The organism is Bradyrhizobium huanghuaihaiense, from assembly GCF_007830635.1.
In the GTDB taxonomy this organism is placed as follows: domain Bacteria; phylum Pseudomonadota; class Alphaproteobacteria; order Rhizobiales; family Xanthobacteraceae; genus Bradyrhizobium; species Bradyrhizobium huanghuaihaiense.
This window is the reverse complement of record NZ_VLLA01000006.1, coordinates 161,102-178,653: the sequence shown is the minus strand read 5'-3', so window position 1 is coordinate 178,653 and position 17,552 is coordinate 161,102. Positions and strand designations below refer to the sequence as shown.

17 protein-coding genes are annotated in these 17,552 nt (G+C 64.5%); 6 read left to right on the top strand and 11 right to left on the bottom strand.

Going from position 1 to position 17,552, the window contains the following annotated elements:
- Positions 1-40 precede the first annotated feature (40 nt).
- The 9 genes from IQ16_RS15395 to pqqA all read right to left on the bottom strand — a co-directional run bounded on the left by IQ16_RS15395 (position 41) and on the right by pqqA (position 9,126).
- Positions 41-1,888: a 2-oxoacid:acceptor oxidoreductase subunit alpha gene (locus IQ16_RS15395; RefSeq protein ID WP_167526330.1), complete on the bottom strand. Its 1,848-nt coding sequence runs from the start codon at positions 1,886-1,888 to the stop codon at positions 41-43.
- Positions 1,858-3,657 carry an FAD-dependent oxidoreductase gene (locus tag IQ16_RS15390; protein ID WP_018641080.1) on the bottom strand — a complete coding sequence of 600 codons (1,800 nt, stop codon included), beginning with the start codon at positions 3,655-3,657 and terminating at the stop codon, positions 1,858-1,860. Before IQ16_RS15390 ends, IQ16_RS15395 begins: the two co-directional genes overlap by 31 nt.
- Positions 3,658-4,017: 360 nt before the next feature.
- Positions 4,018-4,695 carry a DUF4286 family protein gene (locus tag IQ16_RS15385; protein ID WP_018641079.1) on the bottom strand — a complete coding sequence of 226 codons (678 nt, stop codon included), beginning with the start codon at positions 4,693-4,695 and terminating at the stop codon, positions 4,018-4,020.
- A 25-nt stretch (positions 4,696-4,720) separates the two neighbouring features.
- A complete protein-coding gene (pip, locus tag IQ16_RS15380) occupies positions 4,721-5,707 on the bottom strand; it encodes a prolyl aminopeptidase (protein WP_018641078.1) in 987 nt (328 codons plus the stop codon).
- Positions 5,697-6,890: a pyrroloquinoline quinone biosynthesis protein PqqE gene (pqqE, locus tag IQ16_RS15375; RefSeq protein WP_018641077.1), complete on the bottom strand. Its 1,194-nt coding sequence runs from the start codon at positions 6,888-6,890 to the stop codon at positions 5,697-5,699. Before pqqE ends, pip begins: the two co-directional genes overlap by 11 nt.
- The gene (gene pqqD / locus IQ16_RS15370; RefSeq protein WP_018641076.1) at positions 6,887-7,198 is read right to left on the bottom strand and encodes a pyrroloquinoline quinone biosynthesis peptide chaperone PqqD; all 312 of its coding nucleotides are present in this window, start codon (positions 7,196-7,198) and stop codon (positions 6,887-6,889) included. The genes pqqE and pqqD overlap by 4 nt, the downstream gene beginning before the upstream one ends.
- Before the next feature lie 11 nt (positions 7,199-7,209).
- A complete protein-coding gene (pqqC, locus tag IQ16_RS15365) occupies positions 7,210-7,989 on the bottom strand; it encodes a pyrroloquinoline-quinone synthase PqqC (protein ID WP_018641075.1) in 780 nt (259 codons plus the stop codon).
- The gene (gene pqqB, locus IQ16_RS15360) at positions 7,986-8,915 is read right to left on the bottom strand and encodes a pyrroloquinoline quinone biosynthesis protein PqqB (protein WP_018641073.1); all 930 of its coding nucleotides are present in this window, start codon (positions 8,913-8,915) and stop codon (positions 7,986-7,988) included. The genes pqqC and pqqB overlap by 4 nt, the downstream gene beginning before the upstream one ends.
- A gap of 130 nt (positions 8,916-9,045) precedes the next feature.
- Positions 9,046-9,126, bottom strand: a complete 81-nt coding sequence (gene pqqA / locus IQ16_RS15355) for a pyrroloquinoline quinone precursor peptide PqqA (RefSeq protein WP_007595659.1) — start codon at positions 9,124-9,126, stop codon at positions 9,046-9,048.
- A gap of 260 nt (positions 9,127-9,386) precedes the next feature.
- Here pqqA and IQ16_RS15350 point away from each other — a divergent pair, with 260 nt between their 5' ends.
- From IQ16_RS15350 to tarD, 5 genes are all read left to right on the top strand, one after another.
- The gene (locus IQ16_RS15350) at positions 9,387-9,644 is read left to right on the top strand and encodes a DUF6894 family protein (protein WP_018641072.1); all 258 of its coding nucleotides are present in this window, start codon (positions 9,387-9,389) and stop codon (positions 9,642-9,644) included.
- Positions 9,645-9,858: 214 nt separating this feature from the next.
- Positions 9,859-11,259: an amidase family protein gene (locus IQ16_RS15345; protein WP_018641071.1), complete on the top strand. Its 1,401-nt coding sequence runs from the start codon at positions 9,859-9,861 to the stop codon at positions 11,257-11,259.
- A 2-nt stretch (positions 11,260-11,261) separates the two neighbouring features.
- Positions 11,262-11,738: a glutathione peroxidase gene (locus IQ16_RS15340; protein ID WP_018641070.1), complete on the top strand. Its 477-nt coding sequence runs from the start codon at positions 11,262-11,264 to the stop codon at positions 11,736-11,738.
- Between the two features lie 11 nt (positions 11,739-11,749).
- Positions 11,750-11,992, top strand: coding sequence for a DUF3297 family protein (locus IQ16_RS15335; protein WP_029674077.1), 243 nt, complete (start codon positions 11,750-11,752; stop codon positions 11,990-11,992).
- Between the two features lie 138 nt (positions 11,993-12,130).
- The gene (tarD, locus tag IQ16_RS15330; RefSeq protein WP_018641069.1) at positions 12,131-13,300 is read left to right on the top strand and encodes a D(-)-tartrate dehydratase; all 1,170 of its coding nucleotides are present in this window, start codon (positions 12,131-12,133) and stop codon (positions 13,298-13,300) included.
- Positions 13,301-13,544: 244 nt separating this feature from the next.
- On the opposite strand, the gene IQ16_RS15325 is transcribed toward tarD, so the two are convergent.
- Positions 13,545-14,897 (bottom strand): malonyl-CoA decarboxylase, encoded by a 1,353-nt coding sequence (locus IQ16_RS15325; RefSeq protein WP_018641068.1) that lies wholly within the window; start codon positions 14,895-14,897, stop codon positions 13,545-13,547.
- A gap of 294 nt (positions 14,898-15,191) precedes the next feature.
- Positions 15,192-16,016 carry an AraC family transcriptional regulator gene (locus tag IQ16_RS15320; RefSeq protein WP_018641067.1) on the bottom strand — a complete coding sequence of 275 codons (825 nt, stop codon included), beginning with the start codon at positions 16,014-16,016 and terminating at the stop codon, positions 15,192-15,194.
- 51 nt (positions 16,017-16,067) lie between these two features.
- On the opposite strand from IQ16_RS15320, the gene IQ16_RS15315 reads away from it, so the two are divergent.
- Positions 16,068-17,240: an MFS transporter gene (locus tag IQ16_RS15315; RefSeq protein ID WP_018641066.1), complete on the top strand. Its 1,173-nt coding sequence runs from the start codon at positions 16,068-16,070 to the stop codon at positions 17,238-17,240.
- Positions 17,241-17,552 lie beyond the last annotated feature (312 nt).

Sequence of the window (17,552 nt, the reverse complement as noted above, 5' to 3'; positions counted from 1 at the left end):
TTCGCTGCGCTCGCAATGACGATGTGGATGCAGTTTGCCATCATGACACGGCCTTGCGGAGCGGGGTCACCTTGAGGTGATCCTGGTGGTCGCCAATGGCTTTTGCGATGTAGCGGGCGGTAATCGGTGAACCGTCGTAATGCACGATCGGAACGAGCCGGACCGGATCGATGCCGTTCTCGTTGACGATGAGCTGACGGAGCTGGCTGTCGCGGTTCTGCTCGACGACATAGACGAAGTCGTGCTCGGCGAGGAAGCTCGCCACGCTCGAATGGAACGGGAAGGCGCGGATGCGCAGGCGATCGAGCTGATGGCCGCGCGCCTCCAGCAGGCCGATCGCCTCGTCCATCGCCGGCGAGGTCGAGCCGAAATAGATCACGCCATATTTGGTCGGCCGTTCCGCATTGGCCTGCAGCGGCCGCGGCACCAGGTCCTGTGCGGTCTCGAACTTGCGCACCAGGCGCTGCATGTTGTCGGCATAGACGGTGCCTTCCTCCGAGTACCGCGCATAGCGGTCGCGCGAGGTGCCGCGAGTGAAATACGAGCCCTTGGTCGGATGTGTGCCGGGATAGGTGCGATAGGGAATGCCGTCGCCGTCGACGTCGAGATAGCGGCCGAAGTCGCGGCCTTCTTCCAGCATCTCCGCCGTCATGATCTTGCCGCGGTCATATTGCCGCGCGTCATCCCACTTCAGCGGACGGCAGAGCCGGTGGTTCATGCCGATGTCGAGGTCCAGCATCAGGAAGATCGTGGTCTGGAGACGCTCGGCGAGATCGAAGGCGGCAGCCGCGAACTCGAAGGCTTCGGCCGGATCTTCCGGGAACAGCAGCACATGCTTGGTGTCGCCGTGCGAGGCATAGGCGCAGGCGATGATGTCGCATTGCTGGGTGCGCGTCGGCATGCCCGTGGAGGGGCCGGCGCGCTGGATGTTCATGATCACCGCCGGAATCTCGGCGAAATAGGAGAGGCCGATGAACTCCGTCATCAGGGAGATGCCGGGGCCCGAGGTCGCGGTGAAGGCGCGGGCGCCGTTCCAGGACGCGCCGATGACGATACCGATCGAGGCCAGTTCGTCCTCGCCCTGCACGATCGCGTATTTCGCCTTGCCGGTCTCCGGGTCGTGGCGATACTTCTTGCAGTGGGCGGTGAAGGCCTCCGCCACCGACGATGACGGCGTGATCGGATACCACGCGCACACGGTGGCGCCGCCATAGACGGCGCCGAGCGCGGCGGCGCTGTTGCCCTCGATGAAGATGCGGTCGCCGACCTTGTCGGACTTCTTCACGCGAAGCCCGATCGGGCATTTCAAATTCTGCAGCGCCCAGTCGCGGCCGAGATGCAGCGCATGGACGTTGGAGGAAAGCAGCTTCTCCTTGCCCTTGTACTGCTCGCCGATCAGATGCTCGATCAGCTTCGGGTCCATGTCGAGCAATGCCGACAGCGCGCCCAGATAGATGATGTTCTTGAACAGCTGGCGCTGACGCGGATCGGTATAGGTCGAGTTGGCGATCGCGGTCAGCGGTACGCCGATCACGGAGATGTCGTCGCGGAATTTTGTCGACGGCATCGGCTTGGTGGAATCGTAGAACAGATAGCCGCCGGGCTCGATGCCGGCGACGTCCTTGTCCCAGGTCTGCGGGTTCATCGCCACCATCATGTCGACGCCGCCGCGGGCGCCGAGATGGCCGTCTTCCGTCACCCGCACCTCGTACCAGGTCGGCAGGCCCTGGATGTTGGATGGGAAGATGTTGCGCGGGGACACCGGCACGCCATGGCGCAGGATCGCACGCGCGAACATCTCGTTGGCGCTGGCCGAGCCCGAGCCGTTGACGTTGGCGAAACGGACGACGAAGTCGTTTACGCTGCTGATCGGCTTTTTGTCGGACATGTCGAACCTGCGTGGGTCATATCGATGAAATATTTCTGCATGTCCCAGGCACCGGTGGGACAGCGCTCGGCGCACAGCCCGCAATGCAGGCAGACATCTTCGTCCTTCACCATCACGCGCCCGGTCTTGAGGTCGCTGGAGACGTAGAGGTCCTGGTCCGGGCGCGGCGAGGGCGCCTTCAGGCGCTGGCGCAGATCGTCTTCCTCACCATTGTCGGTGAAGGTGATGCAGTCCATCGGGCAGATGTCGGCGCAGGCGTCGCACTCGATGCAGAGCGAGGTCGAGAACACCGTCTGGACGTCGCAGTTCAGGCAGCGCTCGGCTTCGCCCAGTGCGAGCTTGACGTCGTAGCCAAGCTCGACCTCGGCGCGGATGTCCTTTAGCGCGATCACCTTGTCGCGATGCGGCACCTTGAAGCGCTTGTCGTTGGAGATGTCGTTGTCATAGCTCCATTCGTGGATGCCCATCTTCTGCGAGGAGATTTGCACCTCCGGCAGCGGGCGCTCGGTGATGTCTTCGCCCGAGAGCATCTTGTGGATCGACAGCGCGGCGTCATGGCCATGCGCGACCGCCCAGATGATGTTCTTCGGCCCGAACGCGGCGTCGCCGCCGAAGAAGACTTTCGGGTTGGTCGAGACGAACGTCGTCGGATCGACCTTCGGCATGTGCCATTTGTCGAACTCGATGCCGCAATCCTGCTCGATCCAGGGGAAGGCGTTCTCTTGCCCGACCGCGACCAGCACGTCATCGCAGGGAATGGTCTGATCGGGGTCTCCCGAAGGCACCAGATTGCGGCGGCCTTTGGCGTCGTATTCGGGTTTGACGTGCTGGAAGGTGACGCCGATCAGCTTGCCGGCGACGTGCTTGAAAGCCACCGGGACCATGTAGTTGAGGATCGGGATGTCCTCGTGGAGCGCGTCTTCCTTCTCCCAGGGCGAGGCCTTCATCTCCTCGAAGCCGGAACGCACGACCACCGTGACTTTCTCGCCGCCGAGCCGGCGCGCGGTGCGGCAGCAATCCATCGCGGTGTTGCCGCCGCCGAGCACGATGACGCGTTTGCCGATCTTGTCGACATGGCCGAACGACACGTTGGCCAGCCATTCGATGCCGATATGGATATTGGCGGCGGCCTCTTTCCGGCCGGGAATGTCGAGCTCGCGGCCGCGCGGCGCGCCGGAGCCGACGAAGATCGCGTCAAACTTCTCCGCCAGAAGCGACTTCATGCTCTCGATGCGATGGCCGCCCTTGAAGTCGACGCCGAGACCCAGGATGTAGCCGGTCTCCTCGTCGATCACCGAATTGGGCAGGCGGAATTTCGGGATCTGCGAGCGCATCATGCCGCCGGCTTCGGGATCGGCGTCGAACACGGTGCAGTGATAACCGAGCGGCGCGAGATCGCGTGCAACGGACAACGACGCCGGACCGCCGCCGACAAGGGCAACGCGCTTGCCGTTCCTCGGCGAAGGCCGCGGCAGGCGCTGCCTGATGTCGTCCTTGAAATCAGCGGCGACGCGCTTGAGGCGGCAGATCGCGACCGGATTGTCCTCGACGCGTCCGCGGCGGCACGCCGGCTCGCACGGACGATCGCAGGTGCGTCCCAGGATTCCGGGAAACACGTTCGATTTCCAATTGATCATGTAGGCGTCGCTGTAGCGGCCTTGTGCGATCAGTCGGATGTATTCGGGAACCGGGGTGTGTGCAGGACAGGCCCACTGGCAATCGACCACTTTGTGAAAGTAGTCGGGGGCCGCGATATCGGTCGGTTTCATTCCTACCCTGTCCGCGCAGGCTCAAAGACCCCCGCGGCCTTTTCTTGAGCTTGGCGAGCGCTTTATCGCGCTTCGATCCGGTTTCTGAATGACGTCATTGGGTTAGCTTATTAGAACCATTCCGAAGCACAACGGCAAATTTGGGTGATCACCGCCTTTCATGGGAGCTGCGCGTGCACAGCATTAACGCGCCGCGCGCAGCAATGCGGCGGTGCAATATGTTGCGATGCGCTCCATCCTCGTCATTGCGAGGAGCCCTTGCGACGAAGCAATCCAGAGTGTCGCCGCGGCTGCAAGTCTGGATTGTTTCGCTGCGCTCGCAATGACGGCTTGGCGGGGCAGCGCAGCAATAGGCCCACGTTAGCTCCGCGCGATATCGCTCTTCGCGAGGTCCCACATCAGGCAGTAGGTGCCGACCGAGACCGGAAGCGGGAAGGGTGATGCGGCGGGACCGGTGAAGCGCTCGGCGATGACCGCCGAGACTGCGCCGACATGGGTGCCGTCGATCAGCACGAACCAGTCGCGCGCGCCCTCGTTGCGCACCGCTGGAATGTCCGCCGTTGCGCCCGACAATTCCGGCTCGCTCTCGAGCAGATGCATCGAGATGATGCCCTCGCGCTCCCCTGGCGTCAGTTTTTCTTGCAGTGCATCACGCCATGCCCCAGCATTATCAGGCGTCGGCCGCAGCCGTACCATGCCGAGCGCTGCGCCGCGGCCCGTGCCGTTGCTGATGGTGATGCGCGCGACGACGCGCAGCATGTCCTTGAAACGCGCCATGCTCTGCCGCGACCATTCGGTTTGGTTGGCGAGCCGCGCCCGGTAGGCCGGACTGTCGAGCACGTCGAGCGTCGCAGTCGAATACAGGGAGAGATATTTGGGATTGGCGGCGTGCGCGACATAGCGCCGCGCTTCCAGGAAACCCTCGATCGCGACGCGTTCTTCCAGATGCTCGCGATCGTACCAGCGATTGAACTCGGCCTCATCTGAAGCGTCGATGTTCATCGACGTCAGCAGCATGCCTTTCCCGGCGAGCGGCATTTTCTTGTGGTCCTGTTATTGCGCCTCAGCGCGCGGCCTTCGAAGCAAGGTCCGCGATCGACTTCATGACCGCGTCCCTCACGCCGCCATCATAGAGCGAATGCCCGGCTTCTTCCACGATGCGAATCTCGGAACCAGGCCAGGCTCCTGCAAGCGCATGCGATGTCTCGGGCGGGCACAAGAGGTCGTAGCGGCCCTGGACGATGATGCCGGGAATGCCCTTGAGCATCCCCGCATTCTGCAGCAGCTGGTCTTCGGTCATGAAGCTGTCGTTGACGAAATAATGCGCTTCCATGAACGGGGTCGCCGGCAATGTGCGCCAGACGTTCAGCGAGGCGAGGTCGAGCCGTGTCTTTGCAGGCTTGTGCTCGGACAAGATGCGCTCGGTGTCGTGCCAGGCCTTCGCCGCCGGGCCATGCACGGCCGGGTCGGCATCGAGGATGCGGCGCCAACAGGCGTCGACCGGCTGGTCCCGCTCCTCGGGTGGCAGCACGCTGAGGAAGTCCCCGTAAAGCGCGGGATAGAATTGCGACAGGCGCGTCGTGAAGGCCGTCACGACTTCGGCCCGCGTGCCGAGGAAGGTTGCACGGAGCGCGAGACCTAAGACGCGCTCGGGATGCGCCTCTGCATACGCCAGCGCCAGCGTCGCGCCCCAGGAGCCGCCGACCACCATCCAGCGGTCGAAGCCGAACTTCTCGCGGATCTTCTCCATGTCCGCGACCAGGTGCGCCGTGGTGTTGTGCTCGCGCGATCCCTTGGGACGGCTGCGGCCGCAGCCGCGCTGATCGAACAGCACGGCGCAGAAACGGTCGGGGTCGAACAGCCGGCGATGATCGGGCTGGCAGCCGCTGCCGGGCCCGCCATGCAGATAGACCGCAGGGATACCGTCGGCGCGGCCGACGCTCTCGACATAGAGCTCATGGCCGTCGCCGACATCGAGCATGTCGGAGGTCAGCGGCGCAAAGGGATCGGCACGCCTGACCGCTGTGCCTGCGTCGGCGTCAGGCGTCATTCTCGGATTCCAGGGTGCCGCCGGCGAAGTTGCGGTAGAGGAAGCGATTGGTCTCGCCCTCGGCCTCGCGCTCGGCCTGCTTGAAGATGGTCTCGTGCAGCGGCGACAGCGCGCAGGCCGGATCGGTGTTGGCGGCATCGCCCGTCAGCGCAAAGGCCTGGCAGCGGCAGCCGCCGAAATCGATCTCGCGGAATTCGCAAGACTTGCACGGCTCCTTCATCCAGCCGGTGCCGCGATAGCGGTTGAAGGCCTCGGAGTTCTGCCAGATCCAGGCAATCGAATGGTTGGAGCGCACCGATTCGAAATCGAGCCCCGTGATGCTCTCGGCGGCATGGCAGGGCAACACCTTGCCGGCGGGCGAGATGTTGAAGAACTGCCGGCCCCAGCCGCCCATGCACTTCTTCGGCCGCAACGCGTAATAGTCCGGCACGACGTAGTCGATGGTCAGTCGGCCCTTGAGCTGCTCGCGCGCCTCCTCGACGAGGCGGGTGCACTCATCGAGCTGCGCCACGGTGGGCATCAAGGCGGCGCGGTTCTTCAGCGCCCAGCCGTAATACTGAACATTGGCGACCTCGAGCCGGTCGGCATCGAGATCGATCGCCATCTGGATGATGTCGGGGAGCTGATGCAGGTTCTGCCGGTGCATCACCGCGTTCACGGTGAGCGGCAGGTCGAGCTCGCGCGTCCATTTCGCCACTTCGAGCTTCTTGCGATGGCCGTTTTTGTAGCCGGCGACGCGATCGGCGAGGCCTTCCTCGACGCCCTGGAAAGAGATCTGGACATGGCAGAGCCCGGCGTCGGCGAGCTCGCTGAGCCTCTCGCGCGTCAGCAGCACGGCCGAGGTGATGAGATTGGTGTAGAGACCGGCGTCGCTCGCATGCTTCACCAACTCGACGAGATCTTTCCGCGCCGTCGGCTCGCCGCCGGAGAAATGCACCTGCAGCACGCCGATCTCGGCGAGCTCACTCAGCACCTTCTTCCACTCATCGGTGGTCAGCTCCTTGCCAGAGCGATCGAGCTCGACCGGGTTGGAGCAGTAGGGGCATTGCAGCGGGCAGCGATGCGTGATCTCCAGCAGCACCGCGAGCGGAATCCCAAAAGTCTCCGCCGTCGAGCGCTGTTTCTCCAGCACCGCGAGGCTGTCGCTCATCCCGGGCTGGATGTTGCCGAGCACATCGCTCATGACGTCTTCTCCCGGGCCTCGGTGAGGAAGCCCTTGTCGGCGAGATCCTGCAGCATGGCGATGACGTCGGTCAGGATCGCCTCGCGCGGCGCGGCGTATTTCGCGGCCAATTGATCGGCGACGTCGCCGACATTGCGCTCGCCGTTGCAGAGCTGCAGAACCTCGACTGCGATCTCGTCCGGCGCCAGCACCCGCTCCGGCGCTAGGATCACCCAGACTTGTCGCGTCTCGTCATATTTCAGCTTGGCATGCCGCGGCAGCACGGGGCGGCTTGCCTCGCTGACGCTGATGTTCCGCGGCCCGGCCATCGCTCTAATCCTCAGCTCGCTTTGGGCACGAACGCGCCCGGCGGAATGTTGCCTTCGACATAGGCGTGCTGGAGCGCATCTAACTGCACCCACAGCACGTTGGTCTTGAAGATCAGCGCGTTGCACACAAGCGCGCGCTGCTCCGGCGTCGTGGCATGCGCCTTGACGTAGTCGAGCGCGAAATTGGCATCGCGCGGCGCCTGCGTCAGGCGGCGCTTGAAGTAGCTCATGATATCGGGATTGACGAAGTCGTAATGCTCCAGCATGCCGGAGATGCGCTCTTCATGCAGGTTCGGCGCGAACAGCTCGGTCAGCGAGGAGGCGATCGCCTCCAGCGGGCTTTTTTCGCGGCAGTAGTGCACGTAGGCTTCCACCGCGAAGCGCGTCGCCGGCAAGATGCCTTCGGTCGATTCCACGTACGCCGTGTCGAGCCCGAGCCCTTCGGTCAGCTTCAGCCAGCGCTCGATGCCGCCCTCGGAGCCGACATCGCCGTCATGGTCCTCGATGCGGTGGCGCCATTCCACGCGCGTGGCGCGGTCGCGGAAGCGCGAGATCACCACCGCGTCCTTGATCGGGATCGTGCTCTGGTAATAGTAGCGGTTGAGCGCCCAGGCCTGCACCTGGCCCTTGTTCAGCTTGCCGCCGTGCAGCAGCTTATGGAACGGATGCAGGCTGTGATAGCGCGTAGCTCCGATGTGGCGCAGCGTCGCCTCGAGCTCCTCGGCGCTGGTGAGCCTGATGTCCTTGCCGATCGAGAGCGCGGTCATTCCAGTCATTGACGCGGCATTCACAGCACGATCTCCGTTCCATCCCCAGGTATCTGCCAGCCCGCTTGTTCGACCGTTTTTCGCTCGCTTGAGCCTGGCAGCAGCGCCGGGTTCGAGTTATTGATATGCAGAAATATCTTCCTGTCGATATCGAGATCGGCGAGCCGCGCGATCGCGCCGTCGGCGCCGGACATCGCGACATGGCCCATGCTCTTGCCGGTCTTGTGGCCGAGCCCGGCCCTGATCATCTCGTCATCCTGCCAGACCGTGCCGTCGAAGAACACCAGCGCCGCGCCGTCGATCTCGGCCTTCAGCGCGTCGGTGACCTCGGCGCAGGCGGCGATGAAGTAGAAGCACTTGCCGGTGGCCTTGTCCGTGATCTTGAGGCCCAGCGTATCGCCGTCGCCGGTCTCGCCGCCCGGATGGGCCTTGCCTTCGAGGTACCAGGCCGACTTGCCGGGCACGGCAAAGGGCCGCACCTCCAGCCCCGAGCGGGCGCCGTCGGGCAGCCGCGGCTCGAACGGCTCACTGACACCGATCGGCTGGCGCTTGACGTTCTTCTCGTTCAGCACGTTGAAGATGCTGTTGCTGGCAAGGATCGCCAGCACCTTCTCATGAGCATAGACCGTGAAGGGCGAACCTTCGCGCATCGACAGCAGGCCGGCCACGGCATCGACTTCGCCGTTGGTCAGGATCACGCCCGCAACCGGCGTATGGCGCAACGCGCCCGCCTTGGGATGCAGCTGCGGCGTGGCGTTCAATTGCTGGCGAAGATCGGGCGAGGCGTTGATCAGGAACCAGTGCTCGCCATCGCCGCTGAAGGCAACCGAGGCCTGGGTTCGATGGAGCTCGTGTCCATAGCTGCGGGCCGCGCGGCAGCCCTCGCAACCGCAATTCCATTGCGGCACACCGCCGCCGGCCCCTGCGCCCAGGACGACGACGCGAAGCATGATCCGTCTCCTGGAGGGAACGTCGCGAGGTGGATCTCAGGCCGAGACAGTTTCGGACAAGGTTTCTGTCCCCAGGAAACGTATCGTGACCGCAAGAACCACCTGCGCAGAACGCGTACTCACCAACCGCTCACTTGCGGGTAGCGCTCACATACATGTTGATTTCCATGCCACAGGGCACTTCGACGATCTTCGGGGCTTTCCAGGCCATTTGGCTCTCCATTTTCGCGAAACCGGACGTATCCGCCCGCAGATAAAGTAATGCGGGCGGAAAAGTTCGCCAGTGAAATTTTCCCGACCTAGGTAGTAGACGGCAGGATTGTTGCACCGCAAAGAGAGCGTATTGCGGCCGTAAAGATGAGCGAATGACATCCGCAAAATTGCCGATAGGTCGTGATCCCTGTCGGGATAAACCAGTTGTGAGTATAGAACGGCTTCCAATCGGCCACAGGCGACCCCATTGGATCAGGCATGCCCAGATATTTCTTCAACACCCGTATCGGCGACGAATTGATCGTGGATCCTGACGGCGAGGATCTGCGCAATCCCGATCGCGCCTGGGAGGTCGCCCGCCAGATGATCCTGGAGGTCCTGAAATCGGAAGGAACCCAGCCGGCGCTGCTGGAGGCGGTCATCGAGGTCACCGATTCCGACGGGGACATCGTGCTGGAGTTTCCCTTCACCGAGGCGCTGCTGGACATGCCGGACCAGTCGGCGACCAGGCATTAGAGGCCCCCAGCTCTCTCCTCCGTCATTGCGAGCGTGGCGAAGCAATCCAGAATCCCTCCCCGGAGGCAGTCTGGATTGCTTCGTCGCAAGAGCTCCTCGCAATGACGGGGAATGAGGCACCACCCGGCACCAAACCCGCCCTTCGCCCCTGCGAAATCCGCATGGCTTTGCCGCGTTCCCGGCGCTAAAAGACGCCGGTCATACGGAGCAAGCCATGCAAGATCTCTGGCGCCTGTCGGCCGCCGACCTCGCCACCCTCGTCAGGTCCAAAAAGGTGTCCGCCAGGGAGGCCGCCAAGGCCGGCCTCGACCGCCTCGACGCGGTCAATCCCCAGCTCAACGCCGTGATCGACCACCGCCCGGAAGACGTGCTCAAGCAGGCCGACGCCGTCGATGCCGCCATTGGCCGGGGCGAGGACCCCGGCGTGCTCGCCGGCGTGCCCGTCACCATCAAGGCGAATGTCGATCAGGAGGGTTTTGCCACCACCAACGGCCTCAAGCTGCAGCGCGACCTGATCGCGCACGAGGACAATCCGGTTGTCGCCAATTTCCGCAAATCCGGCGCCATTCTCCTTGGTCGCACCAATTGCCCGGCCTTCTCCTATCGCTGGTTCACCACCAATCTGGTCCATGGCGACACCAAGAACCCGCGCGACGCCTCGTTGACGCCGGGCGGCTCCTCCGGCGGCGCCGGCTCGGCGGTCGCGGCCGGTATCGGCCATATCGCCCATGGCACCGACATCGCCGGCTCGATCCGCTATCCCGCCTATGCCTGCGGCGTGCACGGCCTGCGCCCGACGCTCGGCCGCATCCCGGCCTTCAACCCGGTGCTGCCGGAGCGCCCGATCGGGCCGCAGATCATGGCGGTCTCGGGCCCGCTCGCCCGCACCGTCAACGATTTGCGCATCTCACTCGAAGCGATGTCGGCCCGCGACATCCGCGATCCCTGGTTCGTGCCGGCCCCGCTCGAAGGCCCCGCGCGGCCGAAGCGCGCCGCGCTCTGCCTCAATCCGAACGGCCTTGCCACGACGCCGGAGGTGAAGGCCGCGGTGAGCGATGCCGGCAAGCGCCTGGAGCGCGCCGGCTGGACCGTTGACGTCATCGAGGATACCCCGCCGATGCGCGAGGCGGTCGAGTGGCAGATCAAGCTCTGGCTCGGCGACAGCTATGAGGCGCAGCTTGAAATGGCCGAGCGCGAGGGCGATCCCGGCGCGCTGGCCTGCCTGCGCGGCAACCGCGGCAGGGTCACGCCGATGGATCAGGCCAACTACGCCAAGGCGCTGACCCGAAGAGCCACGCTGACGCGCGACTGGATGCTGTTCTTCGAGAAATACGCCGTGCTGCTGACCCCGGTCTCCGGCGAATTGCCGTTCCCCGACCATCTCGACCGCAAGGACGACGCCTCCTTCAAGCGCGTCTGGGAAGCGCAGCTGCCGCAGATCGCGATTCCCTTCATGGGCCTGCCGGGCCTCGTGGTCTCCACCGGTCTCGTCGGCAAGGCGCCGGTCGGCGTGCACATCGTCTCCGGCCGTTATCGCGAGGACCTCTGTCTCCTCGCGGGCGAAGCGATCGAGGCGGGCGGCGTGCCGCCGTCGCCGATCGATCCCGTGGGTTAGCGATGTCGGTGATCTACGACTTCAAGGCCAACTCGCTCGCCGGCGAGGAGGTGCCCATGCGCCGGTTCGAGGGACAGGTGCTGCTGATCGTCAACACCGCGAGCAAATGCGGCTTCACGCCGCAATATCGCGGGCTCGAGGATCTCTATCGCGATCTGTCGCCGCGCGGCTTCGCCGTGCTCGGCTTTCCCTGCAACCAGTTCGGCGCGCAGGAGCCGGGGCAGGCGAGCGAGATCCAGGAATTCTGCTCGACCCATTACGACGTCACCTTTCCCCTGTTCGAGAAGATCGACGTCAACGGCGCCAATGCGCATCCTTTGTACGAGTACCTGAAACGTCAGCAATCCGGCCTGCTGGGGGCCTCCATCAAATGGAATTTCACCAAATTCCTGGTGGACCGTGCCGGCAAGGTGATCGCGCGCTACGCGCCGACGGCCCGGCCCGAAGGGTTGCGGAATCAAATCGAAACACTGTTGTGAGCGAGACAATCATGAGCGACGAATTTCCCGACCGCCTGTCGGTCGACCCGAACAGCCCGTACTACAACGCGGACATCCTGGCGCGCGACGTCGGCATCCGCTTCAAGGGCATCGAGAAGACCAATGTCGAGGAGTACTGCATCAGCGAAGGCTGGGTCCGCGTCACCGCCGGCAACGCCAAGGACCGCCATGGCAACCCGCTGACCATCAAGGTGCATGGTCCGGTCGAGCCGTATTTCAGGGATAAGAAATAGTTTGAGCTGAGCGCGCTGCTCTCTCCTCGTCATTGCGAGCGAAGCGAAGCAATCCAGAATCTTTCCGCGAGTGGCAGTCTGGATTGCTTCGTCGCTTCGCTCCTCGCAATGACGAAAACAACTACTGAGGCCACCCCCATGTCCGTCCGCATCGTCGACGTCCGCGAAATTACAAAACCGATCTCCTCGCCGATCCGCAACGCCTATATCGACTTCACCAAGATGACGACGAGCCTCGTCGCCGTCGTCACCGACGTGGTGCGCGACGGCAAGCGCGTCGTCGGCTACGGCTTCAACTCCAACGGCCGCTACGGCCAGGGCGGGCTGATCCGCGAGCGTTTTGCCTCGCGCATCCTGGAGGCCGATCCGAAGTCGCTGCTGGATAGCGCGAGCGACAATCTCGACCCCGACAAGGTCTGGGCCGCGATGATGACCAACGAGAAGCCGGGCGGCCATGGCGAGCGCTCGGTCGCGGTCGGCACCATCGACATGGCGGTGTGGGACGCGGTGGCGAAGATCGCGGGCAAACCGCTGTTCCGCCTGCTCGCCGAGCGCCACGGCGTCAAGGCCAATCCGCGCGTCTTCGTCTATGCCGCCGGCGGCTATTACTATCCCGGCAAGGATCTCTCGATGCTGCGGGCTGAGATGCGCGGCTATCTCGATCGCGGCTACAACGTCGTGAAGATGAAGATCGGCGGCGCGCCAATCGAAGAGGACCGCACGCGCATCGAGGCGGTGCTGAAGGAGATCGGCAAGGACGCGCAGCTCGCCGTCGACGCCAACGGCCGCTTCAACCTCGAGACCGGCATCGCCTACGCCAAGATGCTGCGCGATTATCCGCTGTTCTGGTACGAGGAGGTCGGCGATCCCCTCGACTACGCGCTGCAGGCAGCCCTCGCCGAATTCTATCCCGGCCCGATGGCGACGGGCGAGAATCTCTTCAGCCACCAGGACGCCCGCAATCTCATCCGCTACGGCGGCATGCGCCCCGACCGCGACTGGCTGCAATTCGACTGCGCGCTGTCCTATGGCCTCTGCGAATACCAGCGCACGCTCGAGGTGCTGAAAACCTACGGCTGGTCGCCAAGCCGCTGCATCCCCCACGGCGGCCACCAGATGTCGCTGAACATCGCAGCCGGCTTAGGCTTGGGCGGCAATGAAAGCTACCCCGACCTGTTCCAGCCCTACGGCGGCTTTCCGGACGGTGTGCGCGTCGAGAACGGCCACATCACGATGCCGGATCTTCCGGGCATCGGGTTTGAGGGCAAGTCCGATCTTTACAAGGAGATGAAGGCGCTGGCGGAGTAGGGGCGCTGGGGCGAGAGCGACGGCTGCGCCAAACACTCAGTGTCGTCCCGGACAAGCGCGCCCTAAGCGCGCGCCGATCCGGGACCCATAACCCCAGGGAGAAGTCGTGGTGCGACCAGGCAACTCCGAGTCCCCGTAACCACGTCTCCCTGTGGTTATGGGTCCCGGATCAGCGCTTCGCTCTAGACAACGCTACTCGTTGTCTAGAGCTACGCTTGTCCGGGACGACGACTGAGTATGTCCCCTACGACAGCCGCATATCCAGCAGCCGCCGCCCTTCGCCCTTGAGCAGCTTCTTCACCGCGCTGGACGCCACGACCTCGCCGTCATTGGCGTAGGCTTCGTGGTTCTTCTCGATGTCGTCGAGGCGGTAGAGGTAGTTGACCATCACGCCGGCGGACTCGCGCACGCCCTTCGGCGAGAGGTCGCCCAGCCAGTTGATGCGCTCGAGGCGGGCGCCGTTGCCGAGATGGAAGCGGGCGACGGAATCGATCAGCCGGCCCTTGGGCGTGCGCGCCTTCAGGAAATAATAGGCGGCGAGCGGCTCCAGCACGCCGCGGAGCAGCGTCATGGTCTCGGGGCTCTCGAACCATTTGGGATCGTCGAGGCGCTTCAGCACCTCGCGGTCCTCGTCGGGCAGCGGCAAATCCTTGTCCTGCTTCACCCATTGCATGAAGCCAGGCACCGGCGACAGCGTCACGAAGGTGTCGAGCTTCGGCGTCTCGCGGCGCAGCTCCTCCACCACCTGCTTGATCAGGAAGCTGCCGAAGGAAATGCCGCCAAGGCCGCGCTGGGTGTTCGAGATCGAATAGAACACGGCAGTGCGCGCCTTCTCGATGGGAAGGTGCTGGCGATCGACGGCAAGCAGTGGGGCGATCGCGCCGGGGATGGTCTCGGTCAGCGCCACCTCGACGAAGATCAAGGGCTCGTCCACCATCGCCGGATGGAAGAAGGCGTAGCAGCGGCGGTCGACCGGATCGATGCGGCGGCGCAGATCGTCCCAGTCGCTGATCTCGTGCACGGCTTCGTAACGGATGATCTTTTCGAGGATGTTGGCCGGGGTCGACCAGTCAATCCTGCGCAGCACGAGAAACCCCCTGTTGAACCACGAAGAGAGGAGATGCGAGACGTCGCGATCGAGCGCGGCGAGATCGGTGTGCCCGTTCATCATGCCGAGCAGGTCGGCGCGCATGGCGACGAGATCGCCGGTGCCGCCGGGTGCGCGGTTGAGGCGGCGGATCAACTCCTGCCGCCGCGGCTCCGAGGCGAAATGCAGCGAGCTGGCGTCTTCGTCGGTCGGCTTGGCGCGCCACTTCTCGATCGCCGCCGACAGGCGTTCCCGGTCCGGGCCGAAATCGCGCACCAGCGCCTCGAAGAAGGCGCGGCGTCCCGCCGCATCCAGATCCCGGTAGAGATCGAGCACCTCGCGTGCCATCGCCGTGCCGGAGGCTTCGCCCCGGCCCGACAGCAGCGCGCCGCAGAGCTCGATCAGCCCGTCGGCGTCCTGTCTGGTGTCCGCGCTGTCGCCGCGGCGAAGCAGCGTGCGGCCGCGCTCGGAGATGGTGGCGAGCAGGTCGGAGAAGAAGGCGTTGGCCATCTGGACTTTTCGAATCCGGTTTTGTGCGGTGCCGAAGCTTACACGGGATTTAGGCGGAAGCCGATCACAATCAAGCAGGGGGATTTTGTATCTTTAGTTGGGCCGTGCGTTTGGAGAATGCTGGCATGCCTGGCGGAGACGGGGCATCCGGTGACATTTGGAGAAGGGGGATGCTGCCTCAAACACCGTCATTGCGAGCGCAGCGAAGCAATCCAGACTGCCGCCGCGGAAGGATTCTGGATTGCTTCGTCGCAAGGGCTCCTCGCAATGACGGGTTGGGAGGGCACGGCCGCCTCACCCCTTCCCTGCAAACTCCGTCGGCGTCCGCCCCGTCACCTGCCGGAACGCGGCCGAGAACGCCGGCACGCTGGCGTAACCGAGCTGCGTTGCGAGCTGTTTCACGGACACAGTCGCGTCCGTGGACAGCCTCTGGATCGCCGCCGCAATCCTCGCGCGCTGGCACCAGCTCTTGAAGCTCAGTTGCGTCTCGCTCGAGAACAGCCGCGACAGCGTTCGCGCGGAGGTTCCGACCTCGCGCGCGAGCGTGTCGATGTCGTGCAGGCCGGTGGGATCGTCGAGCACGATCATCGCCGCACGGCGGCAGCGCGGCTCGCGCGGCAGCGGCACGAAGGTCGCGGAATCCTCGGCCTGGTGCAGTTCCAGCATCACCAGCCGCACCAGCAGCTCGGTGCGCTCCTCGGTATTCCGCGCGTCGAACAGCGCGAGGATCGCCTGATTGAGCAGCGGCGACACCCGCACCACGAACTCCCTGGTCAGTCCCTCATAGCGTTTTTCACGCTTGAGCCAGGACAGGTCGAAATACAGCGTGCGCATTTCGATGTCGGCGAGCAGGTCGAGGGCATGCTCGAGCCCGGCCGGCACCCAGACCGCGCGGTCCGGCGGCACCAGCCAGCGTCCCCCGGGCGTCGTCACCTGCATGGTGCCGCGTGCCGCATAGATCAGCTGCGCCTCGCGGTGCATGTGCAGGTCGATCCGCATGCCCCTGGGATAGTCGCGCGCGACCAGATGCACGCCCGCGGGCGAGCGATGGTTGCTCCGGACCTCCCGCAGGATTGGCGTTTCCAAGATTGGCGTTTCCAAGACAGTCATTGGCAGCATCCCGTCATGGGTCCGACATATAACTCATTTCGGAGCAGAAGAGGATTCGTAATGAACAGCCCCAGCCGGGTCATCAGTTTCGTCAACGCAGGCCATTTCATCGACCATTATTCGATGCTGATCTTTGCTGCCGCCGTGATCATCATGGGGCCGGCGCTCGGCATGGCCTATTCGGAGCTGCTGCCTTACGCGACGCCGGGCTTCATCGCCTTCGGCGCCGGCTCGCTGCTCACCGGCTGGCTCGGGGACCGCTGGAGCCGCCGTCACATGATGCTGATCTTCTTCGTCGGCATCGGCCTCTCCATGATCTCGGTCGGCTTCGTGCAGACGCCCCTGCAGCTCGGCGCCGCGCTGCTCGCGATCGGCATCTTCGCCTCGATCTACCATCCCGTCGGCACCGCCATGATCGTGTCCTATGCCGACCGGCTCGGCCGCGAGATGGGCATCAACGGCGTCTGGGGCAATCTCGGCGTCGCTTCGTCCGCGCTGGTGACCGGCGTGATCGGCCAATATCTCGGCTGGCGCTTTGCCTTCATCGTTCCCGGCGTGGTCACGATCCTGATCGGCGTCGCCTTCGCGATGATGGTCGTGCACGAGGACCGCAAGGGCTCGAAGCAGGCGGCAGCGCAGGCGCGGGTGGCAAAACAGGACATGTGGCGCGTGATCCTTGCGCTGCTGATCGTCGTCATCGCGATCTCCACGACCTTCAATGCCGTCACCGTCGCGCTGCCGAAGCTCTTTGCCGAACGCCTCGCGGATCTCACCAAAAGCCCGGCGCTGCTGGGCGTCATCGCGGCCTGCGTCTACGTGTTCGGTGCGATGACGCAGTACACGATCGGCCGGCTGCTCGACCGCTATTCGCTGAAGACGGTGGCGCTGCCGCTGTCCTTCATGCTGGCGCCGTTCCTGTATCTCGCAGCCAGCCTGGACAATCTGCCGCTGATCCTGGTCTCGATCGGCATCGTCATGGGCGCGTTCGGGCAGGTCACGGTGAACGATGCCATGGTCGGCAAGTACACCACGGAAGAGTGGCGCTCGCGCGCCTATGCCGTGCGCTATTTCGTCGGCTTCACCGCGGCCGGCGCGTCCGTCGGCCTCGTCGCCTGGCTCTACGAGCAGGGCGGCTTCGTCACCATGCTGCACGCCTTTGCCGCGCTCTGTCTGCTCGCGATCGTCGCCGCGCTGATCCTGCCGCGGGAGATCCGGACGCCGCAGCCGGCGTGAGGGCGCATCGCTCCCGTGTCCCGGACAAGCTGCAACGCGTGAGCGTTGCGGCGCAGAGCCGGGACCCAGACGCCGCGAACTCCCGTCTCGCATGGGCACCGGCTCTGCAGCGTACCGCCGAAGTGGCGCTGCGCTGCGTCCGGGGCACGAGCGCGGCGCAAGGCCGAGACTCTCACCACGTCGTCATTGCGAGCGAAGCGAAGCAATCCAGAATCCCTCCGCGGAGGGACTCTGGATTGCTTCGCTGCGCTCGCAATGACGGGGATGTGGCGGCCCCTTCCGCAACTCTCTCCACTCGTCATTGCGAGGAGC